Origin of the sequence: Halomonas sp. BLK-85 (assembly GCF_044792155.1) — a bacterium.
Classification (GTDB): Bacteria; Pseudomonadota; Gammaproteobacteria; order Pseudomonadales; family Halomonadaceae; genus Vreelandella.
The window spans coordinates 2,501,358-2,527,718 of sequence record NZ_CP087731.1 but is presented as its reverse complement, the minus strand read 5'-3'; the positions used below and the strand labels follow the sequence as shown (position 1 = coordinate 2,527,718).

The following is a 26,361-nucleotide window of genomic DNA, read 5'->3' as shown; positions in this document are numbered from 1 at the left end:
CGGATATTTCATCCGCTCGCCACACAGCCCAAGACGTACCGGGGTAAAAACTGGATAATGGCGCCATTCGCCTAAAGGCGACCCTCATTCATTTATCCGGGACTCCGCATGGAAATCAAAGTCAACTATCTCGATAACCTGCGTCTGGAAGCGAAGTTTGACGACTTCAGCGTTATTTCTGACCAGCCGATTCGCTATAAGGGCGATGGCTCGGCGCCGGGGCCGTTCGATTATTTTCTGGCCTCATCGGCCATGTGCGCGGCCTATTTCGTCAAGGTGTACTGCAACGCCCGGGATATTCCCACCGAGAATATCCGCCTGTCCCAGAACAATATTGTCGACCCGGAAAACCGCTATAAGCAGATCTTCAAGATCCAGATCGAGCTGCCGGAGGATATTTCCGAGAAAGACCGCCAGGGCATGCTGCGCTCGATTGACCGCTGCACGGTGAAGAAGGTGGTGCAGACCGGGCCGGAGTTTGTCATCGAGACGGTCGACAATATCGACGAGGACGCCCAGGCGCTGCTGATGGGCGCCCCCGAAGGTGGCGAGACCTATATCGAAGGCAAGGACAAGCCGCTGGAAGAGACCATCGCCACCATGAGCAGCCTGCTGGCCGATTTGGGCATGAAGATCGAGATTGCTTCCTGGCGCAATATCGTGCCCAACGTCTGGTCGCTGCATATCCGCGATGCGGCGGCGCCGATGTGCTTTACCAACGGCAAGGGCGCGACCAAGGAAGCCGCCCTGTGTTCGGCGCTGGGCGAGTTTATCGAGCGTCTGAGCTGTAACTTCTTCTATAACGATCAGTATTTCGGGCCGGAGATCGCGGGCAGTGAGTTTGTCCACTACCCCAAGGAGCGCTGGTTCCAGCCTGGGCCGAATGACGAACTGCCGGCAGGGCTCCTGGATGCGCACTGCCTGGCGATCTATAACCCGGAAGGCGAGCTGCGCGGCTCGCATCTGATCGATACCAATTCCGGGCGCGCCGACCGTGGCATTGTTGCACTGCCGTTTACCCGCCAATCCGACGGCGAGACGGTGTATTTCCCCTCCAACCTGATTGAGAACCTGTTTCTCAGCAACGGCATGAGCGCCGGCAACACCCTGGCAGAAGCCGAGGTGCAGTGCCTGTCAGAGATTTTCGAGCGGGCGGTCAAGCGGGAGATTCTGGAGCAGGAACTGACCCTGCCCGATGTGCCCACTGAGGTGCTGGCCCGCTACCCCGGCATCGTGGCAGGCATTGAGGCGCTTGAAGCCCAGGGCTTCCCGGTGCTGGTCAAGGATGCCTCCCTGGGCGGGCAGTTCCCGGTGATGTGTGTGACCCTGATGAACCCGCGTACCGGCGGGGTGTTTGCTTCCTTTGGTGCGCACCCAAGCTTTGAAGTGGCGCTGGAGCGCAGCCTGACCGAGCTGTTGCAGGGGCGCAGTTTTGAAGGCCTGAACGACTTGCCGCTACCGACCTTCAACTCCCAGACCGTCAGCGAGCCGAACAACTTTGTTGAGCACTTTATTGATTCCGTGGGCGTGGTGTCCTGGCGCTTCTTCAGCGCCCGGGCGGATTTCGATTTCTGCGACTGGGATTTCTCCGGTTCCACTCAGGAAGAGGCCGATACGCTGTTCGGCATTTTTGAAGACCTTGAAGCCGACGTCTATGTGGCCGTGCATGAAGACCTGGGGGCACCTGTCTGCCGTATTCTGGTGCCGGGGTATTCAGAGGTCTACCCGCTGGAAGACCTGATCATGGATAACACCAACAAGGCGCTGGCATTTCGTGAGGACATCCTCAATCTGCATCGTCTGGATGATGAGCAGCTGGCCGCGCTGCTGGAACGCCTGGAAGACAGCGAGGTGGACGAGCATAGCGATATCATCACCCTGATCGGCATCGAGTTTGATGAAAATACCGTCTGGGGCCAGTTGACCATTCTGGAGCTTAAGCTGCTGATCCATCTGGCGCTTCAGGCGCATGAAGCGGCGCTGGAGTATGTGCAGATGTTCCTGCAGTACAACGACAATACCGTTGAGCGCGGGCTTTTCTATCAGGCGGTGAACGCTGTGCTGGAAATTGTCCTCGATGAGGAGCTGGCGCTGGAAGACTACCTGCCTAACCTGACACGCATGTTTGGTGAAGCCACCATGCAAGCCGTGGTGGGGTCGGTCGCGGGTGAGGTTCGCTTTTTTGGTCTGGAGCCCACCAGCCAGGCGCTGGAAGGGTTAGAGCGCCACCAGCGCCTGATCGAAAGCTATCAGAAGCTCCATGCCGCGCGGGCAGCGCGCTCAGTGCGGGCGGCGTAAGCTCTATCCACCAAAAAACCAGTAGCACACCAGAATGGCGGTGATGATGCCTGCCGCATCGGCAAACAGGGCGCATCCGAGGCCGTGGCGGATGCGCGTAATGCCGACGGCGCCAAAATACACCGCCAGTACGTAGAAGGTGGTTTCGGTGCTGCCCTGCATGGTGGCGGCAAGCAGGCCGGGGAAGCTGTCGACGCCGAAGGTGTCCATGGTTTCAATCATCATGGCCCGGGCGCCGCTGCCGGAAAGCGGTTTGACGAAGGCGGTGGGCAGGGCATCGACAAAACGCGTATCCCAGCCCACGCCTTCAATCAGCCAGCGAATCAGGCTCAAGCCGCCATCCAGCACACCGCTGGCGCGCAGCACGCCGACGGCCACCAGCATGGCAATCAGATAGGGCAGCAGGGTAATGGTGAAACTGACGCCTTCCTTGGCGCCTTCAATGAAGGCATCGTAGACCTTGACCCCGCGCAGCGCCGCCACGCACAGAAACAGCATGACAATACTGAACAGCGTCAGGTTACCCACCAGAGTAGAGGCGGCGGCCAGTGCCTGGGCGGACATGCCGGCAAGTGTTGTCAGCAAGAGCCCGAGCCCCAGAGCGGCGGCCAGCAGGTAGGCGAGAATGACTGGCTGCCAGAGTTTGATGCGTTGCACGATCGCCACCACCAGCAGCCCGGCCAGGCTGGAGGCACTGGTGGCCAGCAGAATGGGCAGGAAGACCAGCGTCGGGTCCTCGGCGCCCTGCTGGGCGCGGTACATAAAGATGGTCACTGGCAACAGCGTCAGCGAGGATGTGTTGAGTACCAGAAACAGGATCTGGGCATTGCTGGCGGTATCGCGGCTGGGGTTGAGTTCCTGCAGGGAGTGCATTGCCTTGATGCCAATTGGCGTGGCGGCGTTATCCAGGCCAAGAATGTTGGCGGCAAAGTTCATGCTGATCAGCCCCATAGCCGGGTGGCCGCGGGGTACTTCAGGCATCAGGCGACTGAACAGTGGGTCAAGCGCGCGCCCCAGCAGGCGGATCAGCCCGGCTTTTTCGGCAATCGCCAGAAACCCCAACCACAACGTCATGGTGCCCAGCAGCACCAGGATGATATCCACGCTGACCCTGGCCATATCAAACAGCGACTCGACCAGACGGGCGAAGACTTCATGATCACCGCCGACCAGCCATTGCCACAATGAGGCGGCAAAGGCCGCGATAAAAAAGCTTAACCAGATGCCGTTTAACATGGTGCCAAAGCGTCCTTGCGTGGATGAAAAGGCTCAATGCCTATGCTAGGCCATTTATTGGACGACATTCATCCTGATAACGATAAAAAGAACAGAATCAGCGGCGGCGACAGCAGCGACAGAATAAAACCGCTGACCACGGCGACGGGCACGCAGGCCACCCCGCCATGCTGCTGGATGACTGGGAGGGTGAAATCCATGGAGGTCGCGCCGCCATAGCCAATCGCCATGGCCGTGTAGCGATGAATGACCAGCGGGATCAGGATAAAGGCCAGCAGTTCACGGGTCAGGTCGTTGAAAAACGCCACGCCACCCATCAGGGGGCCAAGCTGATCGCCGATCAGAATCGCCGAGAGTGAATACCAGCCAAAGCCGGCGGCCATGGCCAGGCCTTCGTTCCAGGCTAAACTCAGCAACGGTGCCGCCACTAGCCCTGCCAACAGTGAGCTGGCGCCCAGCGTTAGCGCAATCGCCAGCCCCATGCGGTTTAGCAGAATCTGGCGCAGCGGCATGCCGGAATTGCGCAGCTGGCAGCCAATCAGCGCCAACAGGGCATACAGCACCCACTCCGCCAGGCGGTCGGCGGTATCAAACAGTGCCTGGCCGACGGCCGGCCCCAATAGCAGCCCGATAATGACACCAGCGACCACCACCGCCACAAGCAACAGGGAACCCTGCATGGCGGCCAGCTTGCTGGTAGGAGCGTCTTTTACCACTGGCGAGGTACCTGCCTTGAGCGTGAGGCGGCGAGAAAGCCACCACAAGGCCGCCAGGTTGAACAGCGTGGTCAGGGTAAACAGCAAGAGCGCTTTGCTGCCAAGATTGGAAAGCTGGGAGGCCAGGTTTTCAAGCCCGGCAAGGCTGATGCCCATGAGCAGCAGGATGACATACACAGAGCCGTTGACGGCGTGGTTGATAACCGCCTGCCAGTGGGATTGGCGCACAGGTATCAGGTAACCAAGCAGCAACGGCAATAAAACGATAACGAGTCCGGAGAGCATAAATCAGTCTTTGCTATCACCCATTGAGGTCATTCGGGTGAGGGTGATATGGGTATCGCGTTTACCGTCTTTCTGGTAGAGCGCCTCGAGGATCAGCCCTGGAAAATCGGCATGGAAACTGATACGCAGTTCACGATCGGGCTTTTCGCTGTCGAACAGTATCACAGAGTGGGTATCAAATTCGCCAGCAGGCACCTTAAGGCGATCTATATCCGCCATATAATACTGAAAGTGCTCCTCACGGCCGCGATGATCTGCGAAGTGGATATCGCAAGGAGACGCGAATGAGCAGTTGGCGTTGTCTGCGCGTCTGGCCAGGTCGATGATCGCGGTCTGGCGATCCAGGGACGCAATATCGTCTGCCCTGAGCTGGTAACTGTCACCGATACCCAGTACCGAATAGCTGCTGTCATACATCAAGGCGTGTGTGCTGGCGTCATCGGTTGTGAATCGGCTGCGCTCCTGGCCGCGGGCAATGGTGATGGAAAAGCGCATGTCACTGAGCCAGTGTTGGCTTTCCTCACGCAGCTGATGGGTAATGGTAGCGCTTGGCCAACCACGCACTTCGAGGCGATATTGGGCTTCAAAGGGAGCCAGGGGCTGTAAGTCATCATCTTTAGCCATGTTGTCAGCCATGCCAAAACTATTCACGGGTAGCATCAGCAGCGCGGCACTGACTGCCATGGCTTTCCACCAGGGCACGCTAGAGGGTGGTTTCGATAACGATGGGTCTTCAAGGGTTATCATGAGGCGGCATATCTCTGAAGGAAGCGTACACCCTGTTGTGAACCTGGCAGGCGCTATTCGGTTCCTGATCAACTGCTAATAAAAAAGCGTTTTTAAAACGGGTATTTAAAAAATGCGTCATCAGTAACCGGCCTGGCGATTGACAGTGGCGACGGGCTCTCCTGCCTCAAAGGCGCGCAAGGTGTCGATCACCTGATCGATGGCCTCATTCAGCGGGGTAGGGGCTGACATGTGCGGGGTCACTATTACCTTGGGGTGCTGCCATAACGGGCTGAACTCTGGCAGTGGCTCTTCCGCAAATACATCAAGCAGTGCGCCGCGAAGATGGCCGCTGTCGCCCAGTGCACTCAGCAGGGCGTCATGGTCAAGCAGGGTGCCGCGTCCCGGGTTGATCAGGCTGGCGCCATCAGGCAGCAGCGCCAGACGTTCGGCGTTGATCAGGCCACGGGTGGCCGCGGTATCCGGCAGCAGCGTCACCAGGGTTTGTGCCTGGCGCAATACATCAGCCAGGCCTTCTTCACCATGATAACAGCTGACACCGTCAATCTGCTTGGGTGAGCGGCTCCAGCCGAGCACCGGAAAACCATCGCCACTGAGCGCTTTCGCCACATGCGTGCCGATGGCGCCCAGGCCGAGAATACCGACTGGCCAGTCAGCCTTGTCAGGCACTTCGTGGGTCAGCCAGTGAGCCTTGGGCTGCTGGGCAAGGTAACGGTCGAAGCTGCGCTGAAAATGCAGTACACCATAGCGCACATAGTCAGCCATCAGCTCGCCCATGCCGGCATCGCGGAGTTTGACGACAGGCACATCATCGGGGAGGCCAGGTGTCTGAAGCAGATAGTCGACTCCGGCGCCCAGATTGATGATGGCCTTGAGCCGGGTCTGCTCACGCAACAGGGATTCCGAAGGCTTCCATACGGCCAGGTAATCAGCGTTGGCACGGGCTGGTGGCGGCGCATCACTGGTGGTGATCTGAGCATCGGGAAAAGCCTGGGCAAGGGCGTTTTGCCACTGCTGAGCGTCTTCAATATGCACCACTATTTTCATGCTGGCTCCATTTTTGTGTTAACGATGATGTCTGTTTCCAGGGTTGGTGTATTTTTTGTCATAAAGGCTTTGACCCGCAACCAAGGTAGGGTGCTAGTATCGCTTTAAGACGACATTGGCGGGCCTACTGCGGGGGTGGCCAGGTCGATCCGGTGGTCCGAAAAAGCGACGAGAGTCGCTTTTTCGGTTCTTGGTGATCCCTTTGATAACGAGTTGCCCGATGACGACTCAGGTTTCCCTGCCCTTCACTCGTGAAGAGTACGCTAATCGCCTCTGGAAGGTCCGCGCTGAAATGGCGGGCCGCGGCATTGACGTGCTGATTGTCAGTGACCCTTCCAATATGGCCTGGCTGACCGGCTATGATGGCTGGTCCTTTTATGTGCACCAGTGCGTGCTTGTCGGTCTTGAAGGTGAGCCGGTGTGGTACGGCCGCCGTATGGATGCAAACGGCGCGCTGCGCACCTGCTGGATTGATCCGGACAATATAACCTACTATCCGGATCATTATGTGCAGAATCCTGACATGCATCCGATGGAATATCTGGCTCAATCCATCATGCCGGACCGTGGCTGGCATGATGGGGTAGTCGGGATGGAAATGGATAACTATTACTTCTCTGCCAAGGCCTATCTGAGCCTGCTGCGTGAATTGCCACATGCGCGCTTTATGGACGCTAACAGTCTGGTCAACTGGTGCCGAGCGATCAAATCTCCTCAGGAGATTGCCTATATGCGCTGTGCAGCCAAGATTGTTGAAGGTATGCATTCACGCATCCTGGAAATGATCGAACCGGGCTTGCCAAAAAGCAAGCTCGTTTCCGAGATCTACCGGGTCGGGATCGAAGGCTATGTTGATGCCCACGGCAAGGTGTTTGGCGGCGATTATCCGGCGATTGTGCCCATGCTGCCCACCGGTAAGGATGCCGCAGCACCTCACCTGACCTGGGACGATACGCCGTTTCGCGAAGGGGAGGGCACCTTTTTCGAGATTGCCGGTGTCTACAAGCGTTATCATGCCCCCATGTCGCGCACCGTTTATCTGGGTACGCCACCCAAGGATTTCCTGCGTGCTGAATCGGCGCTGCTGGAAGGCATTGAAAACGGTCTGGCCGTGGCCAAACCTGGCAACCGCACGGCGGATATCGCCATGGCGCTGGGCGCGGCCATGGATAAATACGGCTTTGACCGTGGCGGTGCCCGCTGTGGTTATCCGATCGGGATTTCCTACCCGCCGGACTGGGGTGAGCGTACCATGAGCCTGCGCCCTTCAGATGAAAACGAGTTGCGCCCCGGTATGACCTTTCACTTCATGCCCGGACTCTGGGTGGATGATTGGGGGCTGGAAATTACCGAAAGCATCCTGATTACCGAGGATGGCTGTGAAACGCTGGCGGATTTTCCGCGTCAGTTGTTCGTTAAATAACTTTCTATCAGTGAACAAGGAACTACCATGAGCATGCGGCCCAGCCCGATTTCTGCCACCGTGGATTTTGATGCCGAAGGCGTTCAGCACGGTTTCCTTAAATTGCCGATTTCTACTGATGAATCCGCCTGGGGCGCGGTGATGATTCCGGTCACTGTGGTCAAGAATGGCGACGGTCCTACGGCCCTGTTAACCGGGGGCAATCACGGTGATGAATATGAGGGCATCACTTCTTTGCTGAAGCTGTCGTCTTCCCTGCAGCCGGAAGATGTGGCCGGACGTGTGATTATTGTGCCCTGTATGAACACACCCGCGGTAATGGCTGGCAAGCGCACCTCAGGGTTGGATGGTGGTAATCTCAACCGTAGTTTTCCGGGCAACCCTGACGGTGGCGTCACCGAGCAGATCGCCGATTACTTTACGCGCGTCTTGGTTCCCATGAGTGATGTGGTGCTGGATCTGCATTCGGGTGGTCGCACGCTGGATATTCTGCCCTTTGGCGCTTCGCATGTGTTGGATGATAAAGGTCAGCAGCAAGCCGCACTGGAAGGCGCCAAGGCATTCGGCGCCCCCTATGCCATGGTGATGTTCGAGCTTGATGCAGAAAAGCTGTTTGATACTGCCTGTGAACGCCAGGGCAAGGTGTTTGTTGCCACTGAACTGGGCGGCGGTGGTACCTCCACGCCTGACAGCATGGCGATTACCGAACGCGGTGTACGCAACTTCCTGATTCATTATGGCTTGATTCAGGGCGAGGTGGAAATGCCGCAAGGCGGCCAGCAGTATCTGGATATGCCGGATGCCAGCTGTTACGTGCAAAGTCAGCACAGTGGGGTGCTGGAACTGTTGGTGGCACTGGGTGATAGCGTGACAAGAGGCCAGCCCATTGCCCGTGTATACGATATGACACGCAGCGGCAGCGCACCGGTGACCTATCATGCCGAGCGTGACGGTGTGCTGATGGCGCGGCGTGCGCCGGCGCTGATCAACATGGGCGATACGCTGGCCGTGATTGCCGACGTAGTGGAGACCCTTGACGCCTGAGGCGACAAATACCTTCCATGATGAAACTTGACCGTTATGATCTGAAAATTCTGAACATCCTCTCGCGAGACGGGAGAATTACCAAATCCAGACTGGCCGAGGCGATCAATCTGTCGGTCAGCCCCTGTTGGGAAAGGGTAAAACGTTTGGAAAAGGCCGGTGTGATCCAGGGGTACAGCGCCCGCATCAATACACAGATATTGGTACCCCGTAACCCTGTGTGGGTGCAGATCGAACTTAAAAAGCACGATGCAGCCAGCTTTGCCTACTTCGAAGCCCTGGTGATGGAAACGCCGGAAGTGACCGAATGCGTGGCTGTGGGTGGCGGCGTGGATTACCTGGTGAAATTTGAAACTCGCACTATCGACGGCTATCAACGCCTGATGGATCAGTGGCTTGTCTCTGAGGCCGGTATAGAGCGTTACTTCACCTATATTGTGACCAAATCAGTCAAACGTAGTGAACTTGAGATCGATCCGAACGATATTGGCTGATGGGTGGACGGGCCAAAAAAACACCATGTTAAACCGCTAGACACAAAAAAAACGCCATTTTTAACGGGCGCTTTCAAAAGCACTTCGTGCGACTTATGGCTTACTCTGAGTTCATCGAATCGCCAATGGTCTATTTGGCTGTTGTGCCTTTATATCGTGAATCAATGATGTTGCGCCGTGGTCAATGCCACGGCGTGATCGCTCAGGGAGGTTTCCATGTCAGCACTGACCGCCATCCACGCAATCACTCTGGCCGAGCGCCTGGAAGACCCGCGTCTGTTTCGTCAGTATGCCTATATTGATGGCAAGTGGACCCACGGCCATCGGGAAGAAGCGGTTCCCAATCCGGCAACGGGGGAAGTGCTCGGCCATATTCCTTTGTTGGACGCTAACCAGATCACTGCTGCCGTTGATGCCGCCGAGTCGGCCTTTGTTCACTGGCGTGCGCTGCGTGCCGATGAGCGCTGCGAGCGACTGCTGGCATGGTATGACCTGCTTCAGGCCAACCGTGAAGACCTGGCCACCATCATGACGCTGGAGCAGGGCAAGCCCATGCCGGACGCCCGGGGTGAGGTCGAGTACGGCGCCAGCTTTGTGCGCTGGTTTGCCGAAGAAGGCAAGCGCACCTATGGCGAAACCATTCCCAGCCATATTCCCAATGCGTCTCTGGGCACCCTCAAGGAGCCGGTAGGCATTGCCGCGCTGATTACGCCCTGGAACTTCCCGTTGGCGATGATTACCCGTAAAGCAGCCGCTGCCCTGGCCGCAGGCTGCCCGGTCATCGTCAAACCCGCCAACGAGACCCCGTTTTCTGCTCTGGCACTGGCCGAGCTGGCTGAGCGCGCGGGTATCCCCAAGGGCATCTTCAATGTGGTGCTGGGCGAGCCGGCTGAAGTCTCCAGGATCCTGTGCGCCGAGCCGCGCATCAAGGCACTGTCGTTTACCGGTTCCACCCGGGTAGGCCGCCTGTTGATGGAGCAGAGCGCTGGCACTGTCAAGCGCCTGTCGCTGGAGCTGGGCGGCAATGCGCCCTTTATTGTCGGCCCTGACATGGACCCGAAAGAAGCGGCCTACGCCGCTGTGGATGCCAAGTTTCAGACCTCAGGCCAGGATTGCCTGGCCGCCAACCGTATTCTGGTTCACGAATCCATTCATGATGAATTCGTCGAACAGTTTGCCGAGCGCATGGCCGCCCTGACGGTTGGTAATGGCCTGGAAAGCGAAGTTGACCTTGGCCCGCTGATTCATCGTCAGGCAGTGGAAAAAGCCAGCGCAATCGTCGATGATGCGATTGCCCGCGGGGCGACCCTGGTGGCGGGTGACCAACGTCAGGCGCCGGGTGAGAACTTCTTCATGCCGGTCCTGCTGACTCAGGTAACGCCTGACATGCAGGTATGGCGGGAAGAAAACTTCGCCCCGGTGGCCGGTATTACCGCCTACAGCGATGATGATGAAGTCATCGAGCTGGCCAACGACACCGAATACGGCCTGGCCGCTTATGTCTATACCCATGATATTCGGCGTATCTGGAAGCTGATGCGCGCCCTGGAATACGGCATGGTCAGTGTCAATTCGGTCAAGATGACGGGGCCCCCCGTGCCTTTCGGTGGCGTCAAGCAGTCCGGCCTCGGCCGTGAAGGCGGAGCAACCGGGATTGATGAATACCTGGAAACCAAATACTACTGCCTGGGCGCCCTCGGTTCCGTATCAGGAAGCTGATTCCCGACGGTCAATAACTGACAGGCACCGCCTTCTGAAAGGGGTGCCTTAATCTATAAACGCTCTCCTCAGTTAACACTCGTCATGCAAGAGGAGACACTATCTGAACAGAGAGTACGCTATGAGCTTGCATCAGGATTTGATTGAACGTGACCGCAAGGTCACCTTCCACGCTTCTACCCACCTGCGTGATTTCGCTCACGGGGATGCACCGGGTCGGGTTATCACCGGGGGTAAGGGCATCAATATCGTCGACAAGGATGGCCGTGAGTTTATCGATGGCTTTGCTGGCCTTTACTGCGTCAACATTGGCTATGGCCGCACGGAAGTCGCGGAAGCCATCTACAAGCAGGCAATGGAAATTTCCTACTATCACACCTATGTAGGCCACTCCAACGAGCCTCAGGTCGAGCTTTCCGAGCGCATCATCAAGGCCGCTGGCATGAACATGTCCAAGGTCTATTACGGTATGTCCGGTTCTGATGCCAATGAAACCCAGCTCAAGATCGTGCGCTACTACAACAACGTACTGGGGCGTCCGCAGAAGAAAAAAGTCATCTCGCGCATGCGTGGCTACCATGGCTCCGGTATTGCCTCCGGCTCGCTGACCGGCCTGAAAGCGTTCCATGACAAGTTCGATCTGCCGATTGACACTATCCGTCACACCGAAGCACCTTACTACTACCACCGGGCGGCGGAACAGCACGGCATGACCGAGCGCGAATTTTCCTCGTTCTGCGCGGAAAAGCTCGAAGCCATGATTCTTGAAGAAGGCCCGGATACCGTTGCTGCCTTTATCGGCGAGCCAGTGCTGGGTACAGGGGGCATTGTGCCGCCGCCGGAAGGTTACTGGGAAGGTATTCAGGCCGTGCTGGCCAAGTACGACATCCTGCTGATTGCCGATGAAGTGGTCTGCGGCTTTGGCCGTACCGGTTCCGAGTTCGGTAGCCACCACTACAACATGCAGCCTGACCTGATTACTATCGCCAAGGGCCTGACCAGCGCTTATCAGCCGCTTTCTGGCGTGATTGTTGGCGATAAAGTCTGGAAAGTGCTGGAGCAGGGCACCGGTGAGTTTGGCCCGTTCGGCCACGGCTGGACCTATTCCGGTCATGCCCTGGGCTGTGCCGCTGGCCTGGCCAACCTGGATATCATTGAGCGCGAGAACCTGGTGGGTAATGCCGCGGATACCGGCGCCTACTTCCAGCAGCAGCTCAAGGCAGCGTTTGAAGGTCACCCGCTGATGGGGGATGTACGCGGCGTGGGCCTGATGGCCGCTCTGGAATTCTCTCCCGATGCCAAGCAGCGTCTGCACTTTGACCCGGCATTGAAAGTCGGCCCAAGGGTCTCGGCGGCCGCTCTGGAAGAGAACCTGATTGTGCGCGCCATGCCGCAGGGTGACATTCTTGGTTTTGCCCCACCGCTGACCATCAATCGCGCCGAGGTGGATGAAATGATCAGCCGCGCCAAGCGTGCCGTCGATAACGTCACCGATGAGCTGGTGCGCTCCGGTGATCTGACCAAAGGCGAGAAGGAAGAAGTGCTGGCAGTATAACCCACACTTTTTTCTGTCGTGTTTTCTTGACGCCGCTGCCTGATTGACCAGGCAGCGGCGTTGCTGTTTCGGTCGCCAGAGTGTTTGATGATTGTGCATCGAGGGATGGTGTTATATCTAACAACTCAGGTAACGTGACAACTCAAGACAACTGGAGTGGAAAGTATGCACCCCGTGATCGCCTTTGATGTATACGGCACCCTGATTGACACCCAGGGGGTCACTGCTGAGCTTGAAAAGCGCCTGGGAGAGCCTGGCAAGGCCGTTGAATTTGCGCGCCGCTGGCGGGACAAACAGCTGGAGTACAGCTTTCGCCATACCCTGATGGGGCATTACCTGCCGTTTGGGCAATGTACCCGCGAAGCGCTGATCTTTACCGACCGTGCATTGCAGGCCGGGCTGACGGATAACGATTGCGACCATCTGATGGCCGTGTATGCCGAGCTGCCCGCTTTTCCTGATGCCGCGCCTGCCCTGCAAAGTCTGAAAGTCGCCGATGTGCGCTGTGTGCCCTTTTCCAACGGTACCCGGGAAGCCGTCAGCCAACTGCTTGAACGCAGCGGCCTGGGTGAATTCATGGACGACATTATCAGCGTCGACGAAGTGAAACGCTTTAAACCCGACCCGGCGGTTTACACCCATCTGCGCACCCGGCTGGAATCGCGTCCTGAGAATACCTGGCTGATTTCCAGCAATGCCTTCGATGTCATCGGAGCAAGCCATGCCGGCTTACGCAGTGCCTGGGTACGCCGCCATGCGGATGCGCCGTTTGATCCCTGGGGGATCGAACCGGACATGACGGTCATGGACTTGCAGGCGCTAACGGAACGACTACTGACCTGATGTATCTCCGAAACCACGGTGGTTGAGTAAACTGCCACCCTTTATTGATGCACACGACAAGGCGCTAACATGTCAAAAAAAATCTATTGTATTGCCAGTTTTAAACCCAAGCCCGGCAAGGAAGAAGCCGTATTCAAGGCGCTGCAGGCTCTCGAACCCAACACCCGACGGGAGGATGCCTGCCTTCAGTACACTGTGACCCGCCAGATTGATAACCCCTTTGCTCAAGGGAACAGCGATCCGATCGTCTTTCACGAAATCTGGGCCAGCCGGGAAGCATTTGAAGCGCACTGCCAGCGCCGCGAGATCCAGGACTTTTTTGCCCGCCATGTGGCAGCTGAAGACGGCGATATCGAAGATGCCAACGTGTGTGTCTACACTGATGAACCTTGGAACTTTGATGCGCCTCAGGTCTGAGCGATAACAGGAACTGAGCGCTCCTGGCGCTGAAATGAATCCGATACTGGCCAGGCTTCATTCACCAGGCTGGAACACTGTAACAGGACCTTTTAAGAGGGTGCGGGTTAGCAAGGGTGTCATCCGCTGCCCTTTTTGGGGGATTATGGGGTTATAAGGAAGCCATTCATGTCTGATTCCCGTTCAATGTTGATACCGTTCTTCCAACGTCAGCCAGCGACAGTGCATCATCATGGCGCCTGCTGTTGTGGTTCGCCAGTGCTGCAGCAGTTTCATGGCCGTGTGATGGCCGAGATCACTCGGCGGCAGATGCTGGGCGGGACGGCTGCGGTCATGGCCATGTTTGCGGGGCTGCATACGCCTTTTGCGGTGGGTCAGCAGCCCGAACAGCGTGATGGGCCCATGCTTCTGACCAACCTGAAACTGTTTGACGGCACAGGCAGGGCCCTGCAGGACGGCATGTCGGTCAGGGTGGAGGGTGGCAAGATCACCGCCGTTCTGCCCGCCGATGCTGACACCGGAGAGGCTGATGTCATCGACTGCGGCGGGCGGGTATTGATGCCCGGCCTGATTGATGCGCATTGGCATACTACATTGGCGGCGATTTCCCAGGTGGAAGCCATGACGGCTGATATCGGTTACGTGCACCTGGTGGCAGCTCGGGAAGCCGAGCGCACCTTGATGCGTGGAGTAACCTCGGTGCGTGATGTGGGCGGCCCTTCCTTTGCGCTCAAACGCGCCATTGACAACGGCGTCGCCGTTGGGCCGCGTATCTTTCCAGCCGGTGCGATGATCTCCCAGACTTCCGGGCATGGCGATTTTCGTATGCGCCATGAAGTTCCGCGCGGCACGACAACCCCGCTAAGCGAAGCCGAGCGCCAGGGCGTGGCCATGATTGCCGACGGTGAAGTGGAGGTGTTACGCCGTACCCGTGAGCAGCTGATGCTGGGGGCCTCGCAGATCAAGCTGATGGCGGGTGGCGGCGTCGCGTCATCCTATGACCCCCTGGACAGCACCCAGTTTACCGAGCGTGAACTGCGCGCAGCGGTAGAAGCGGCAGACGACTGGGGCACCTACGTCATGGTGCATGTGTATACCTCCAAGGGGATTCAGCGCTCGCTGCGGGCGGGGGTCAGATCGATCGAACATGGCCAGCTGGCAGATGAAGACAGTGTGCGCATGATGGCCGATCACGACGCCTGGTGGAGCCTGCAACCTTTTCTGCAGGATGAGGATGCTAACGTCTATCCAGACGCCGCGCGCCGTGAATCCCAGCGGCAGGTGGCGGAAGGTACGCTACGTGCCTATGAAATGGCCCAGCGTTTTAACGTCAAGACCGCCTGGGGAACCGATATTCTGTTTAATCCCCAGAATACCCCTAACCAATTGCGCCACCTGGCCAAGCTGACGCGTTTTTACGATCCCTTGACAGCGCTGGCCATGGCTACCGGGCGCAATGGCGAGCTGTTGGCACTTTCCGGCCCGCGTAACCCTTATCCCGGCGTGCTGGGCAAAATAGAAGAAGGTGCGCTGGCTGATCTGCTGCTGGTGGAGGGCAATCCAAGCCAAAACCTGGACTTTCTGCATGATCCTGAGCGCAACCTGAGCATGATCATGAAAGGAGGGCGCATCTACAAAGATCAACGTTAAGCGTTATCAGCATTGACTTATCACCAACACCCTCCATTGAGGGTGTTGGTGTTTCTGAAGTAGTGAAGTGTGAATGAGTCAGTGCCGCTATCAAGAACCAATGTTATTCATATGCCCCATCCGCCAATTTTTTCGATGCTAACTGCGCGATCCGTGTACTTTTTGTACTCGTTGTCGGTAGGCGCCTTCGTTAGCCGAGGAATCATCTATAGTGAGTATAGCCTGCTTAATAAATCCTTAATGTCATGACTTTGTGGCTGGATGGCTCTTAGCCACTTATCCGGAAGCGGCGATGATGGACAATATCGACTTGGCAAGGTCAACGCCAATAACAATAAAAGGAGTTCTGCCATGAAGAGTTCTTCCGTAGATGGCTACGCGATGAACAGCACTGATGTGAAAAGCGCTGCCAAAGACTCACCCGAAAAAGCCGGTTCGTCACTCGGGATCGCACCCGACTCTGGCGGGCAAGGTGAAGAAACCGCATCCGCTGCTTCTCAACAACCGCCGATAATCAAGATTCATATCAACACAGTGACGATGGACAACCCCAAGTCCTGGCTGCTGGCGGGTGTGGAGGATTTTCGCCGGGCGCCAGTGGTCAGTCTGGCTTACGGTATCTTCTGGGTGGGGCTGAGCCTGGCTGTCACCGCGGGTGCAGTGACAATGGGCTTCTGGCACGTGCTGCTGCCGCTGATCGCAGGTTTCATGTTTATCGGGCCACTGGTCGCGGTAGGCACCTATGGGGTCAGCCAGGCAATCGAGCGTGGACAAACGCCTCACCTTGGGCACGCCCTGGGGTGCTGGCGGCCACATGCCGGCCAGCTGGCGATGATGGGCCTGATGATGATGATTTTCTTTCTGGCCTGGATTCGCCTGGCGACGCTGTTGTTCGCACTGTTCTTCGGCATGAATGTGCCCAATGTTGACACCATCTATCTGTCCCTGTTTACCACCCTTCAAGGGCTGACCATGCTGGCGGTGGGAACGGCCATTGGCGGCGTCCTGGCTTTTGGCGCCTTTACCATCAGCGTCGTGGCCATCCCCACCCTGATGGATCGTGACCTCACCTTTATGGAAGGTATTGAAGCCAGTATCCGCAGTGTTGCCCATAATTTCCGCCCGATGCTGCTGTGGGCCGCCATCCTGACGGGCTGTGTGGTCGCCGGTGTGCTGACCTTCTATATCGGTCTGGCATTGGTATTGCCCGTGCTCGGTTATGCCAGCTGGCATGCCTATGAAGATCTGGTGCGCTTTGAAGAACCTGAAAAATCCTGAAAGGGACACCCCGCGGGCGTGGGGAGCGCCCCTTGGGTAATTGAATGACAATTCAAACAAGACCGATAGAAAATTTCTAACGCTATCTATCTTCTGGCTGCACTTCCTGACTGATAACAATAAGAGGGGGGGATTGATGAGCCGACTTACCTGGGCCGCCCTGGGCGCCGCGTCTCAGCCGTTTCTAGCGGCTACCGTACAGGCATCATCCATCAATACATCATCCGGTTGGAATATGCCGGTCGGGGTCACCGAGATCAGCCGGGAAGTATTCGGGCTGCATATGACCATCTTCTGGATCTGCGTCGCTATTGCCGTCGTGGTCTTCGGCGTCATGTTTTATTCCTTGATTGCCTACCGTAAATCCAAAGGCGCCAGCGCCGCGCATTTCCATGAAAATACTGCCGTTGAAATTATATGGACAGCCGTTCCCATGGTGATACTGGTGCTGATGGCCGTGCCGGCAACCGCCACCCTGAAAAAGATGTACGACACCTCACAGGCTGATATCGACATCTTGGTGACCGGCTATCAATGGCGCTGGGGCTATGAGTACCTCGAAAACGATGTCGAGTTTTTCAGTAACCTGGCCACGCCCAGAGAGCAGATCCATGGATCGCAAGCCAAGGGGGATAACTACCTGGTGGAAGTGGATGAGGCCATGGTGGTGCCCACGGGCCAGAAAATCCGTCTGTTGCTGACAGCCAATGATGTCATTCATTCCTGGTGGGTGCCTGATCTGGCGGTCAAGAAAGACGCTATCCCCGGCTTTGTCAACGAAACCTGGTTCGAAGTGGATGAACCTGGCGTTTACCGTGGCCAGTGTGCCGAACTCTGCGGTAGTGGCCACGCCATGATGCCTATTGAGGTACGGGCTGTGACCCCGGAAGACTACGCCGTCTGGCTTGATAGCAAACGCGATGCCGCCGCGGCTGAAGCGGCAGGTTCTGGGCGTGAATGGTCAATGGATGAGCTGATGGAACGCGGCGAGGCGACCTACACCACTTACTGCGCGGCTTGCCATCAGCCGGATGGTAAAGGGGTGCCACCGGCTTTCCCCGCTCTGGCTGGCGAAGGCATCTCGGTTGACCCGGATGCGCTGGAAGGCCATAAGCAAATCGTTCTGCACGGCAAGTCGGGTACGGCGATGGCTGCCTTCGGTGAAAACCTTTCGCCTTCTGAAATTGCGGCAGTCATTACCTACGAGCGTAATGCCTGGGGGAATGAGACGGGTGATGTGGTACAGCCAGCGGAAATTAAGTCAATGCTGGCATCTGAATAGCGTAACGCTGACAACAACAATCATAAACTGCTCTTAATAACGCTCATAACAAGAAATACGGAAAGCGTATAAAAAGAGCGTAAAAACAAGAGGCTAATGTTATGGCATCGGATACGTCGCAAGCGACCGTGCAGGTGAGCACGAGCGCTGTCGCTCAGGGGGATGGCGCACACGACTCCCACGGGCCGACCGGCATACTGCGCTGGGTCGTCACCACCAACCATAAAGAAATCGGCTCTCTGTATCTGCTGTTTTCGCTGGCAATGCTGTTTGTCGGCGGCAGTATGGCGCTGGTGATTCGTACCGAGCTGTTTCAGCCAGGCCTGCAGTTTATTCAGCCAGAATTCTTTAACCAGATGACCACCATGCATGGCCTGATCATGGTGTTTGGCGCCATCATGCCCGCCTTTGTTGGTTTGGCAAACTGGATGATCCCGATGCAGATCGGTGCGCCGGATATGGCCTTGCCGCGGCTGAATAACTTCAGTTTCTGGCTACTGCCGGTGGCATTCGGCATTTTGTTATCAACACTCTTCATGGAAGGCGGCGGGCCTAACTTTGGCTGGACCTTCTACGCGCCACTATCAACCACCTATGCGCCGCCTTCAACCAGCTTCTTTATCATGTCGATTCACCTGGCAGGTATCAGCTCGATTCTGGGCGCAATCAATATCATTGCCACCATCTTCAACCTGCGTACGCCGGGGATGCGCCTGATGGATATGTCGCTGTTTGTCTGGACCTGGCTGATTACCGCCTTTCTGCTGATCGCGGTAATGCCGGTGCTGGCGGGTGTGGTGACCATGATGCTGATGGATATCAACTTTGGCACCAGCTTCTTCAATGCCGCCGGAGGGGGCGACCCGGTATTGTTCCAGCACCTTTTCTGGTTCTTTGGGCACCCGGAAGTGTACATCATGATACTGCCAGCTTTTGGCATTGTCTCACTGATCGTCCCGACCTTTGCCCGTAAGCGGTTGTTTGGCTATGCCTCCATGGTCTACGCCACAGCCGCGATAGCCTTACTGTCTTTCCTGGTGTGGGCGCACCATATGTTTACGGTCGGTATACCGCTGGTGGGGGAGCTGTTCTTCATGTACTCCACCATGCTGATTGCGGTGCCCACAGGAGTGAAAATCTTCAACTGGATTGCCACCCTGTTCAGAGGCTCGATTTCCTTTGAAGTCCCCATGCTGTTTGCCCTGGGCTTCATTGTGATGTTCACCATTGGTGGCCTGTCAGGCGTCATGCTGGCCATCGTCCCTGCTGATTTCCAGTATCACGATACCTATTTTGTGGTGGCGCATTTTCACTATGTGCTGGTCCCGGGGGCGCTGTTTGCGATCATGGCAGCCGCTTATTACTGGATGCCCAAGTGGACCGGTTACTACGCCAGTGAAACCCTGGGCAAGTGGCATTTCTGGCTGTCGGTGATCGGCGTCAACCTGACCTTCTTCCCCATGCATTTTTCCGGCCTGGCCGGTATGCCACGGCGCATTCCTGATTACGCCCTGCAGTTTGCCGATTTCAACATGCTTTCTTCAATTGGCGGCTTCCTGTTTGGTTTCTCCCAGCTGATTTTTGTCTGGGTGCTGATCAAGGCCATACGTGGCAGCGGAGAAAAAGCCCATGCCCACGCCTGGGAAGGGGCGGATGGCCTGGAGTGGACGGTACCCAGCCCGGCACCGCTGCATACCTTTGATACACCCCCCCCTTTCGACCCACTGACGGAGTCGCCGAGTCGTCACTAGCCGCTTCTGGAGGTTGCCATGAGCACAACACACGCACGTGCCGGGGTCAGGCGAACCGTGATCAGGACGCTTTGCGTTCTGGTCGGTATGGTGGGCTTTACCCTGGCACTGATACCGCTTTATGACGTCTTTTGTGAAATCACCGGCCTCAATGGCAAGACGGCCAACTCGGCCCAGGTAGTCAGCGCCGGTGAGGTGGATGAATCCCGTGAGGTGCGCGTTCAGCTGGTCACCCGCACAGGCACTGGGCTTTCCTGGCAGTTGCAGGCGCTGGACCCTGTGATCACCGTGCATCCCGGAGAAATTTCCCAGGCCATGTTCCGGTTTTCCAATCGGGGCGATATCACCAGTTCAGGCAAGGCGGTGCCAAGTATCACGCCGTCGGCCGGGGCAGAACATTTCCGCAAGATGGAATGTTTCTGTTTCCAGCAGCAATCGTTGATGGCAGGCGAGACCCTTGAGTTGCCACTGGTCTTCCAGATTGCCCCGGATCTGCCTGAGCATATTGAAACACTCACGCTGGCCTATTCGCTTTATCCAGGCGATGAAGATGAAACGGTCGCACTGGGAGGCGCTTATGACTAGCCAGTATTATGTTCCCCCTACCAGTAAGTGGCCGATCATTGCCGTGGTAGTGACAGGCAGTACCGCCATTGGTGCCGGTTCCCTGATGAGCTATGGCACTGGCCTGCCGTTTTTGGTGGTAGGGCTGGTGGGGGTTGCTCTGGTGATGGCGGGCTGGTTCAGGGATGTGGTCAATGAATCCATGGGCGGGCTCTATGATAGCCAGATGGATCGCTCCTTCCGCCAGGGAATGGCCTGGTTCATCTTCTCGGAAGTGATGTTCTTTGCGGCCTTTTTCGGGGCGCTTTTCTATGTCCGGGTATTTGCCGTGCCCTGGCTGGATGGCGAGGGTGCCAAGGGCGTTACTGCGCTGCTGTGGCCGGAGTTCACCGCCAGCTGGCCCTTGATGGCTACCCCGGACCCGAGCATTGGCGGGCCGTGGGAAGTCGTCAACCCGTGGAAGTTACCGCTGATCAATACCCTGATCCTGGTGACCTCCAGTGTAACCCTGACCATTGCCCACCATGCGCTGAAAGCGAATGACAGGCCCAAACTGCGCCAGTGGCTGATCGTTACCTTGCTGTTGGGGCTGGTGTTTCTGGTGGTTCAGGGCGTTGAGTATGTGGAAGCCTGGAACCATCTGGGCCTGACGCTGCAAGCGGGTATCTACGGCTCGACCTTTTTCATGCTGACAGGGTTTCATGGTCTGCACGTCACCATTGGTGCCATTGTGCTGGCGGTGCTGCTGGTCCGCGTGCTGAAAGGCCATTTCAGTGCGGACAACCACTTTGCCTTCGAAGCGGGTGCCTGGTACTGGCACTTTGTGGACGTGGTCTGGATTGGTCTCTTTCTGTTTGTTTATGTTTTCTGACATAGGTTTTCTGAGATCGGTTTTTTAATGCCGCGCGCCTAGCTGAGCTGGCCCTGGGAAAACCCATAGATCAACAGCAGCATCAGCACCACGGCCAGGGTGATGCGCAGTTTCAGAGAGGTCAGGGTGCGTCTGGAACGTGAGGGGTCCTTGAGCAGAAAACCGGCGCCGGCTGCCAGGCTGGCCAGCATGGCAATAAAGGTAAGGGCAATCAGGAGCTTTAGCATGTTCAACTCCACAGCGCTGAAGCGCAGAGGTGGCAAGGCATTCAGTCGACCAAATAACCGCCGCCAGGTCAAACGCCTTGTCAGCCTGACATGCTGGTGGATGCTATGGGTGAGCCTGACGCTGGCAGGGCTATTGTTGGCCAATTGGCAGTGGCAGCGGGCCGCAGAGAAAACCCAGTTGATCGCTCAGCAAGCCGCTACTGACAGGCTGCACAACCCTCAGGAGGCCCCCGCCAATCTGGCCAAGGTAACGCTCTCTGGCCGTTTTCTGGGCGAAAAGACCCTATGGCTGGATAACCGGGTGCTGGAGGGGCAGGTCGGGGTTGCGGTGCTGACGCCCTTCGTGGCGGATAGCGGCCACTGGTGGCTTGTACAGCGTGGTTTTATGCCCACAGTCGTCGATCGCAGCGTCGAGCCGGAGGTCAGCACGCCGCAGGGGCCACAGGAAATCAGCGGTGTCTGGCAGCAACTTCAGACAGGCAACCTGGTATTGGGAGACAACCGCGAAGGTAACCGCCTGCAGTCAATTACGCTAGATCCCTGGCAAACGCTGACGCAACCGCATTTTCAGGGCGTGCTGCACCAGAATGCCGGCGAGGGCAAGCTGACCAGTTGGTGGACGCCCAGCCAGATGCCTCCCGAGCGGCACATCGGCTATGCCGTTCAATGGCTATTGCTGGCGCTGTTGGCACTGGTGATGGGCGTAGCCGGACACCGGGTGCTGTATCAAGACAAGCGTCATAACCGTCGAGGAGAGACAGTATGAAAGCCAAGCTGCAGCTTATTGTACTGATCGTGGTGCTGGGCGCGCCCGTGCCGGTGGCCTGGGCGATGCTGCACTGGCAGGTCGGTATTCCGCAGACGGATGTCGCCCGGGGGGAGCTGGATCATCAGCTGCCCCCCTTGAACCAGTGGCCGCTGGAATGGCAGGCCAGTAATGAGCGCTGGTCACTGGTGTGGAGCGCACCGGAAGACTGCATTACCAAGTGTCAGGCCCAGGCGGATCAATGGTGGCGGATGCACAGAGCCCTGGGGCGCAAGGCCGCCAGGGTAGAGCGTCTGCGCCTGAGTGAACAGCAACAGAAGGTGTTGCCGGGAGAGGCCAACCTGCAATGGCAAGGCAGCCCGCCAATATGGGTGGAGGACTTTCAGGTCTGGCTGGTCGACCCTCAGGGCATCGTAGTGACCCGCTATTCGGCGCTCCCTGATATAGAGGATGTGCATCAGGATCTGGCGCGTTTGCTGAAACGCAATCCGGAGTAACCGGCCGGAACACGATATACCCGGATAACAATAACAAGGGGTCGCTATGATGATAGCTGACAGCAATCTTCAGGAACGTGATCGCCATGCTGTTCAACGTGCCTTGCAGCTGGCTTGGCTTGGCGTAGGTTTTACCTTTGTGGTCATTCTGGTAGGTGTCTGGACGCGCCTGGTAGATGCCGGGCTGGGCTGCCCGGACTGGCCCGGCTGCTATGGTGCGCTTGTGGTGCCGGATGCCGAGCGTGCCGCCGGGTTCGCACCGGATGCGCCTTTGGATGCCTTCAAGGCCTGGGTTGAAATGTTCCACCGCTATATTGCCTCCGGCCTGGGGCTGGTAGGCCTGGCGCTGGCCTGGCTGGGGTGGCGCAATCGGCATATCCCCGGCTATCCGCTGCTGGCAAGCTTTGTATTGCTTGGCCTTATCTGCCTGCAGGGGGCTTTTGGCGCCTGGACGGTCACCCTGCAACTCTGGCCTCAGGTGGTCACCCTGCACCTGATGGGCGGCTTTAGCGTCCTGGCCACTTTTTTCTGGTTGTATCGGCGTCTTAAGGCTTGCCGCGATGGCGGTCAGCCCAACGTGAAGTTGCCCGGCCTCTGGTGGTTGGTGGTGCTCTTGCTGGCCTTGCAGGTGGCGCTGGGTGGCTGGACATCCAGCAATTATGCCGGCGTGGCCTGCAGCGGGTTTCCTACCTGTAACTATCAGTGGTGGCCGGAGAATATGGATTTCAATGAAGGCTTCCACCTGACTCAGGAGGTCGGCCCCAATTATCTGTACGGCCAACTGCATGCCGGGGCACGCACCGCCATTCATTACACGCATCGCCTTGGGGCGCTGCTGCTGGGGGTGGGGCTTCTGGTGCTGGCACTGCGTTATAGAAACCACGCCCAGGCCCGCCACTGGCTGAGCGTGGCACTAGGCGCCTATCTGCTACAGGTCTCACTGGGCATCATTCTGGTGTTGAATGCCCTGCCGCTCTCGGTCGCGCTGTTGCACACCGCCGGCGCGGCCGTGCTGATGCTACTGCTGCTGCATAGCGGCTGGGCGCTCGGCAACCGTCAATCCACACCGCAGGTCTTTGCTGACAGGAAGGTGGTTCATGCGTAATACAGGACTGGTAATAGACTCAAAGCAGGAACTGGCAGCGTACTTAACCCTGGCCAGAGACTATTTTGAACTGGGTAAGCCTCGTGTGGTCCTGGTCATGCTGGTGTGTGCCGCCGTTGGCATGGCGCTGGCCGTGCCGGGGCTGCCGGATATCTGGCTGGCCATGACCGGGCTTACGGGGATTGGCCTGGCGGCAATGGGCGCGGCGGCTTTCAATCACCTGTTGGATCGGCGGCTGGACAAGCTGATGCTGAGAACCTCCCGGCGACCTGTGGCAGAGGGCCGGATTGGCGACTGGCAGGCGGCAGCCTATGCCTGTTTATTGTCATTAGCGGGCCTGGGGCTGTTGTGGAGTGAAGTCAATCCGCTGACCGCCATACTGACCGCATCAGCACTCTTGGGCTACGCGGTGATATACACCGCTTTTCTGAAACACGCCACGCCGCAGAACATCACCATTGGCGGGCTGGCCGGGGCCTCACCACCCCTGCTGGGCTGGACCGCGATGACCGGCCAGCCAAGCCCGGATGCCTTGCTGCTGGTGCTGATCATCTTTGCCTGGACGCCGCCACATTTCTGGGCATTGGCTATCCACAAGCGTGAAGAATACGCCGCTGCCGGTGTGCCGATGCTGCCGGTCACTCACGGTAACCGTTTCACCCGCCTGCAGCTCTGGCTGTATGGCTGGTTGACGGTGGCCGCCACGCTTTTGCCCTTTGCAACGGGGATGAGCGGCTGGGTCTATCTGCTGGGTGTCATTGGGCTCAACGGTCGGTTCATGTACTGGAACTGGAAAGTCTGGCGCGGCGATGACCCCAAGGCACCGCTGGCCGCCTTCTGGTTTTCCATCCGCTACATCATGTATCTGTTTGGCTGGCTGCTGCTGGACCATTATCTGGCCCTGATGGGCTAAGGAAACACCTCATGAGGCGCTCATCCATCGCTATTGTTATCGCCGCACTGCTGGTATTGGCTGGCGCTGCCGGGTGGGGTGCCCACTATTTCAAACCGGCCCCTCGCCTGCCGGATTCGCTGACGCTCACCCGCCTGGATGGCCAGACGGTCAATCTGAAAGATTTTCAGGGCCAGCCACTGGTGATCAACTTCTGGGCAAGCTGGTGCACCTTTTGTCGCCGTGAAATGCCGATGCTCGAAAAGTATGCACAATATGACGGCCTGACCATGGTGTTGATCAATCAGGGCGATACGCTCCAAGCCATCACCGATTACATGCAAGGCACCCAGGTCCGCTTTGAACATAGCCTGCTGGACCCTGTCTATACCGCCCAGCAGGCCTTGCAAGTGCGCGGCGTTCCGACCACTCTCTTCTATGACGCCGACGGTCGTCTGGTTGATCAGCACGCCGGTGAGCTGGATGATGGTCATCTGGCACGCTTTGTGCAAAACCATCTTGAATAAACATTCCATCGATAAGGCCACCTCATGCTGTTAAATACCTGGCTGCTCTATCTGGTGGCCTGTATCGGTTTGTCACTCTCGCCGGGGCCAAACAGTCTGCTGGCCCTGACGCATGGGGCACTCCACGGCAGCCGTAAAACCCTGTTTACCATTGCCGGAGGGGCCACCGGTTTTTTCCTGGTGATTGCCCTGTGCCTGTTCGGTATCGGGGCCTTGGTCAAATCCTCGATCCTCTGGCTGACGGTGCTCAAGTGGATTGGCGGGGCTTACCTGGTCTGGCTGGGGATTCAGGTCTGGCGTTCACCGCCGATCAGCGGCGATCTGGCCGTCAATACGCACCTGACCAACGGCTGGCAGCTCTATCGCCAAGGCGCGCTTTCTTCCATTACCAACCCCAAGGTGCTGCTTTTTTTCAGCGCTTTTCTGCCCCAGTTTATTGATCCGCAGCGCAGCCTGGTGGTGCAATTCTTTATCCTGGCGAGCACCTTTGTGGCGATTGAATGCCTGGTGGAAGGCCTGCTGGCCAACATGGCCAACCGCATTCGCCACTGGCTGAAGAAGGTTGGCCGCGGTTTCAATCGTACCTGCGGCGGGGTGTTTATGGTCATCGGTGCAGCTTTGCCGCTTAGAGGGTAAGAAGCAGCCGGGCCTGGATGTGGGTATCCCGCACAGCAAACGTATGATTGTCATGCCGTTCACCACCACGGCAGTCCCTCAACAGAAATCAGCCAGGAGCTGATCGATCACCTCCGTATCCGTCAGCGTCAGAGAGTCTGGTGAAGCAGGTGCCGTGGTCGTTGCCTAACGTTGCGAGTGGGTATATCAGATGCCCGCAGGCTGCTACCCCAGGGTGATGTTGATCACCACCAGCATCATCAAGGCGCCGACGGCAGGCCAGGGGCTGCGCAGTACCACACCGAACAGGGTCAAGGGAATAAGCACTGTCAGGCCTGCCATCAGGTGGGGGAATTCGGCCAGGCCGCTTTCGGACATGCTGTAAAGATAGATAAGCCCCAGCAGGCCAAGCAGCAGCGAGAACCAGACGCGGGGGTCACGTAGACGTGATGGCATGGCAGTTAACCTTCTGATGCGTTGAGTTTTTCACAGTCTTGTTGTGTTTGAGCGCT

General features: G+C 57.5%; 26 protein-coding genes. 20 read left to right on the top strand and 6 right to left on the bottom strand.

What is annotated here, in order from left to right:
• The first annotated feature begins 108 nt into the window (after positions 1 to 108).
• A complete protein-coding gene (locus LL947_RS11500; RefSeq protein WP_404414046.1) occupies positions 109 to 2,298 on the top strand; it encodes an OsmC domain/YcaO domain-containing protein in 2,190 nt (729 codons plus the stop codon).
• 3 nt (positions 2,299 to 2,301) lie between these two features.
• Here LL947_RS11500 and LL947_RS11495 read toward each other — a convergent pair whose 3' ends face one another.
• The 4 genes from LL947_RS11495 to LL947_RS11480 all read right to left on the bottom strand — a co-directional run bounded on the left by LL947_RS11495 (position 2,302) and on the right by LL947_RS11480 (position 6,329).
• Positions 2,302 to 3,534, bottom strand: coding sequence for a nucleoside recognition domain-containing protein (locus tag LL947_RS11495; protein WP_499833266.1), 1,233 nt, complete (start codon positions 3,532 to 3,534; stop codon positions 2,302 to 2,304).
• A 68-nt stretch (positions 3,535 to 3,602) separates the two neighbouring features.
• Positions 3,603 to 4,535 (bottom strand): LysO family transporter, encoded by a 933-nt coding sequence (locus LL947_RS11490; RefSeq protein WP_499833265.1) that lies wholly within the window; start codon positions 4,533 to 4,535, stop codon positions 3,603 to 3,605.
• 3 nt (positions 4,536 to 4,538) lie between these two features.
• Complete coding sequence (locus LL947_RS11485) at positions 4,539 to 5,219, bottom strand: hypothetical protein (protein ID WP_290823850.1); 681 nt, start codon at positions 5,217 to 5,219, stop codon at positions 4,539 to 4,541.
• A 183-nt stretch (positions 5,220 to 5,402) separates the two neighbouring features.
• Positions 5,403 to 6,329, bottom strand: a complete 927-nt coding sequence (locus LL947_RS11480; RefSeq protein WP_290823852.1) for a 2-hydroxyacid dehydrogenase — start codon at positions 6,327 to 6,329, stop codon at positions 5,403 to 5,405.
• A 220-nt stretch (positions 6,330 to 6,549) separates the two neighbouring features.
• Between LL947_RS11480 and doeA the strand changes: the two genes are divergently transcribed.
• The 13 genes from doeA to LL947_RS11415 all read left to right on the top strand — a co-directional run bounded on the left by doeA (position 6,550) and on the right by LL947_RS11415 (position 21,220).
• Positions 6,550 to 7,752, top strand: coding sequence for an ectoine hydrolase DoeA (gene doeA, locus LL947_RS11475; RefSeq protein ID WP_499833264.1), 1,203 nt, complete (start codon positions 6,550 to 6,552; stop codon positions 7,750 to 7,752).
• Between the two features lie 27 nt (positions 7,753 to 7,779).
• Positions 7,780 to 8,796 carry a N(2)-acetyl-L-2,4-diaminobutanoate deacetylase DoeB gene (gene doeB, locus LL947_RS11470; RefSeq protein ID WP_499833263.1) on the top strand — a complete coding sequence of 339 codons (1,017 nt, stop codon included), beginning with the start codon at positions 7,780 to 7,782 and terminating at the stop codon, positions 8,794 to 8,796.
• A 17-nt stretch (positions 8,797 to 8,813) separates the two neighbouring features.
• The gene (locus tag LL947_RS11465) at positions 8,814 to 9,290 is read left to right on the top strand and encodes an Lrp/AsnC family transcriptional regulator (protein WP_290822089.1); all 477 of its coding nucleotides are present in this window, start codon (positions 8,814 to 8,816) and stop codon (positions 9,288 to 9,290) included.
• Between the two features lie 216 nt (positions 9,291 to 9,506).
• A complete protein-coding gene (locus tag LL947_RS11460) occupies positions 9,507 to 11,009 on the top strand; it encodes an NAD-dependent succinate-semialdehyde dehydrogenase (protein ID WP_499833262.1) in 1,503 nt (500 codons plus the stop codon).
• 121 nt (positions 11,010 to 11,130) lie between these two features.
• Entirely contained in the window at positions 11,131 to 12,564 is a 1,434-nt protein-coding gene (locus LL947_RS11455; RefSeq protein WP_290822091.1) for an aspartate aminotransferase family protein, read from the top strand.
• A 165-nt stretch (positions 12,565 to 12,729) separates the two neighbouring features.
• Positions 12,730 to 13,407 carry a haloacid dehalogenase type II gene (locus LL947_RS11450; RefSeq protein WP_499833261.1) on the top strand — a complete coding sequence of 226 codons (678 nt, stop codon included), beginning with the start codon at positions 12,730 to 12,732 and terminating at the stop codon, positions 13,405 to 13,407.
• Between the two features lie 69 nt (positions 13,408 to 13,476).
• Positions 13,477 to 13,824 carry a putative quinol monooxygenase gene (locus LL947_RS11445; RefSeq protein ID WP_290822095.1) on the top strand — a complete coding sequence of 116 codons (348 nt, stop codon included), beginning with the start codon at positions 13,477 to 13,479 and terminating at the stop codon, positions 13,822 to 13,824.
• A 168-nt stretch (positions 13,825 to 13,992) separates the two neighbouring features.
• Entirely contained in the window at positions 13,993 to 15,474 is a 1,482-nt protein-coding gene (locus tag LL947_RS11440) for a metal-dependent hydrolase family protein (RefSeq protein WP_499833260.1), read from the top strand.
• A 540-nt stretch (positions 15,475 to 16,014) separates the two neighbouring features.
• The gene (locus LL947_RS11435; RefSeq protein ID WP_499834419.1) at positions 16,015 to 16,752 is read left to right on the top strand and encodes a DUF2189 domain-containing protein; all 738 of its coding nucleotides are present in this window, start codon (positions 16,015 to 16,017) and stop codon (positions 16,750 to 16,752) included.
• Positions 16,753 to 16,888: 136 nt separating this feature from the next.
• Positions 16,889 to 18,034, top strand: coding sequence for a cytochrome c oxidase subunit II (gene coxB / locus LL947_RS11430; protein ID WP_499833259.1), 1,146 nt, complete (start codon positions 16,889 to 16,891; stop codon positions 18,032 to 18,034).
• Between the two features lie 101 nt (positions 18,035 to 18,135).
• Complete coding sequence (gene ctaD, locus LL947_RS11425; RefSeq protein WP_290822101.1) at positions 18,136 to 19,785, top strand: cytochrome c oxidase subunit I; 1,650 nt, start codon at positions 18,136 to 18,138, stop codon at positions 19,783 to 19,785.
• 18 nt (positions 19,786 to 19,803) lie between these two features.
• On the top strand, positions 19,804 to 20,370 hold the full coding sequence (locus LL947_RS11420; protein ID WP_290822102.1) for a cytochrome c oxidase assembly protein: 567 nt from the start codon (positions 19,804 to 19,806) through the stop codon (positions 20,368 to 20,370).
• On the top strand, positions 20,363 to 21,220 hold the full coding sequence (locus LL947_RS11415; RefSeq protein WP_499833258.1) for a cytochrome c oxidase subunit 3: 858 nt from the start codon (positions 20,363 to 20,365) through the stop codon (positions 21,218 to 21,220). Before LL947_RS11420 ends, LL947_RS11415 begins: the two co-directional genes overlap by 8 nt.
• Positions 21,221 to 21,258: 38 nt before the next feature.
• Here LL947_RS11415 and LL947_RS11410 read toward each other — a convergent pair whose 3' ends face one another.
• Positions 21,259 to 21,447: a DUF2909 domain-containing protein gene (locus LL947_RS11410; protein WP_290822105.1), complete on the bottom strand. Its 189-nt coding sequence runs from the start codon at positions 21,445 to 21,447 to the stop codon at positions 21,259 to 21,261.
• Between LL947_RS11410 and LL947_RS11405 the strand changes: the two genes are divergently transcribed.
• From LL947_RS11405 to LL947_RS11380, 6 genes are read left to right on the top strand one after another with little or no spacing between them, the layout of a single operon-like run.
• Complete coding sequence (locus LL947_RS11405) at positions 21,446 to 22,213, top strand: SURF1 family protein (RefSeq protein WP_499833257.1); 768 nt, start codon at positions 21,446 to 21,448, stop codon at positions 22,211 to 22,213. The genes LL947_RS11410 and LL947_RS11405 overlap by 2 nt on opposite strands.
• Entirely contained in the window at positions 22,210 to 22,710 is a 501-nt protein-coding gene (locus tag LL947_RS11400) for a redox-active disulfide-containing membrane protein (RefSeq protein WP_499833256.1), read from the top strand. Before LL947_RS11405 ends, LL947_RS11400 begins: the two co-directional genes overlap by 4 nt.
• 46 nt (positions 22,711 to 22,756) lie before the next feature.
• Positions 22,757 to 23,815: a COX15/CtaA family protein gene (locus LL947_RS11395; protein ID WP_499833255.1), complete on the top strand. Its 1,059-nt coding sequence runs from the start codon at positions 22,757 to 22,759 to the stop codon at positions 23,813 to 23,815.
• Positions 23,808 to 24,728 carry a heme o synthase gene (locus tag LL947_RS11390; RefSeq protein ID WP_290822113.1) on the top strand — a complete coding sequence of 307 codons (921 nt, stop codon included), beginning with the start codon at positions 23,808 to 23,810 and terminating at the stop codon, positions 24,726 to 24,728. The genes LL947_RS11395 and LL947_RS11390 overlap by 8 nt, the downstream gene beginning before the upstream one ends.
• A gap of 11 nt (positions 24,729 to 24,739) precedes the next feature.
• Positions 24,740 to 25,234 carry a TlpA family protein disulfide reductase gene (locus LL947_RS11385; RefSeq protein WP_499833254.1) on the top strand — a complete coding sequence of 165 codons (495 nt, stop codon included), beginning with the start codon at positions 24,740 to 24,742 and terminating at the stop codon, positions 25,232 to 25,234.
• Positions 25,235 to 25,258: 24 nt separating this feature from the next.
• Positions 25,259 to 25,870 carry a LysE family translocator gene (locus LL947_RS11380; protein ID WP_290822117.1) on the top strand — a complete coding sequence of 204 codons (612 nt, stop codon included), beginning with the start codon at positions 25,259 to 25,261 and terminating at the stop codon, positions 25,868 to 25,870.
• Between the two features lie 204 nt (positions 25,871 to 26,074).
• Here the strand turns inward: LL947_RS11380 and LL947_RS11375 are convergent, their stop codons facing one another.
• Entirely contained in the window at positions 26,075 to 26,305 is a 231-nt protein-coding gene (locus LL947_RS11375) for a hypothetical protein (RefSeq protein WP_290822119.1), read from the bottom strand.
• Positions 26,306 to 26,361 lie beyond the last annotated feature (56 nt).

Bases quoted from the DNA above. Each gene is read 5' to 3' on its own strand.
- LL947_RS11500 (WP_404414046.1), top strand. From the start codon at position 109: ATGGAAATCAAAGTCAACTATCTCGATAACCTGCGTCTGGAAGCGAAG.
- LL947_RS11495 (WP_499833266.1), bottom strand. From the start codon at position 3,534: ATGTTAAACGGCATCTGGTTAAGCTTTTTTATCGCGGCCTTTGCCGCC.
- LL947_RS11490 (WP_499833265.1), bottom strand. From the start codon at position 4,535: ATGCTCTCCGGACTCGTTATCGTTTTATTGCCGTTGCTGCTTGGTTAC.
- LL947_RS11485 (WP_290823850.1), bottom strand. From the start codon at position 5,219: ATGGCAGTCAGTGCCGCGCTGCTGATGCTACCCGTGAATAGTTTTGGC.
- LL947_RS11480 (WP_290823852.1), bottom strand. From the start codon at position 6,329: ATGAAAATAGTGGTGCATATTGAAGACGCTCAGCAGTGGCAAAACGCC.
- doeA (WP_499833264.1), top strand. From the start codon at position 6,550: ATGACGACTCAGGTTTCCCTGCCCTTCACTCGTGAAGAGTACGCTAAT.
- doeB (WP_499833263.1), top strand. From the start codon at position 7,780: ATGAGCATGCGGCCCAGCCCGATTTCTGCCACCGTGGATTTTGATGCC.
- LL947_RS11465 (WP_290822089.1), top strand. From the start codon at position 8,814: ATGATGAAACTTGACCGTTATGATCTGAAAATTCTGAACATCCTCTCG.
- LL947_RS11460 (WP_499833262.1), top strand. From the start codon at position 9,507: ATGTCAGCACTGACCGCCATCCACGCAATCACTCTGGCCGAGCGCCTG.
- LL947_RS11455 (WP_290822091.1), top strand. From the start codon at position 11,131: ATGAGCTTGCATCAGGATTTGATTGAACGTGACCGCAAGGTCACCTTC.
- LL947_RS11450 (WP_499833261.1), top strand. From the start codon at position 12,730: ATGCACCCCGTGATCGCCTTTGATGTATACGGCACCCTGATTGACACC.
- LL947_RS11445 (WP_290822095.1), top strand. From the start codon at position 13,477: ATGTCAAAAAAAATCTATTGTATTGCCAGTTTTAAACCCAAGCCCGGC.
- LL947_RS11440 (WP_499833260.1), top strand. From the start codon at position 13,993: ATGTCTGATTCCCGTTCAATGTTGATACCGTTCTTCCAACGTCAGCCA.
- LL947_RS11435 (WP_499834419.1), top strand. From the start codon at position 16,015: ATGGACAACCCCAAGTCCTGGCTGCTGGCGGGTGTGGAGGATTTTCGC.
- coxB (WP_499833259.1), top strand. From the start codon at position 16,889: ATGAGCCGACTTACCTGGGCCGCCCTGGGCGCCGCGTCTCAGCCGTTT.
- ctaD (WP_290822101.1), top strand. From the start codon at position 18,136: ATGGCATCGGATACGTCGCAAGCGACCGTGCAGGTGAGCACGAGCGCT.
- LL947_RS11420 (WP_290822102.1), top strand. From the start codon at position 19,804: ATGAGCACAACACACGCACGTGCCGGGGTCAGGCGAACCGTGATCAGG.
- LL947_RS11415 (WP_499833258.1), top strand. From the start codon at position 20,363: ATGACTAGCCAGTATTATGTTCCCCCTACCAGTAAGTGGCCGATCATT.
- LL947_RS11405 (WP_499833257.1), top strand. From the start codon at position 21,446: ATGTTCAACTCCACAGCGCTGAAGCGCAGAGGTGGCAAGGCATTCAGT.
- LL947_RS11410 (WP_290822105.1), bottom strand. From the start codon at position 21,447: ATGCTAAAGCTCCTGATTGCCCTTACCTTTATTGCCATGCTGGCCAGC.
- LL947_RS11400 (WP_499833256.1), top strand. From the start codon at position 22,210: ATGAAAGCCAAGCTGCAGCTTATTGTACTGATCGTGGTGCTGGGCGCG.
- LL947_RS11395 (WP_499833255.1), top strand. From the start codon at position 22,757: ATGATGATAGCTGACAGCAATCTTCAGGAACGTGATCGCCATGCTGTT.
- LL947_RS11390 (WP_290822113.1), top strand. From the start codon at position 23,808: ATGCGTAATACAGGACTGGTAATAGACTCAAAGCAGGAACTGGCAGCG.
- LL947_RS11385 (WP_499833254.1), top strand. From the start codon at position 24,740: ATGAGGCGCTCATCCATCGCTATTGTTATCGCCGCACTGCTGGTATTG.
- LL947_RS11380 (WP_290822117.1), top strand. From the start codon at position 25,259: ATGCTGTTAAATACCTGGCTGCTCTATCTGGTGGCCTGTATCGGTTTG.
- LL947_RS11375 (WP_290822119.1), bottom strand. From the start codon at position 26,305: ATGCCATCACGTCTACGTGACCCCCGCGTCTGGTTCTCGCTGCTGCTT.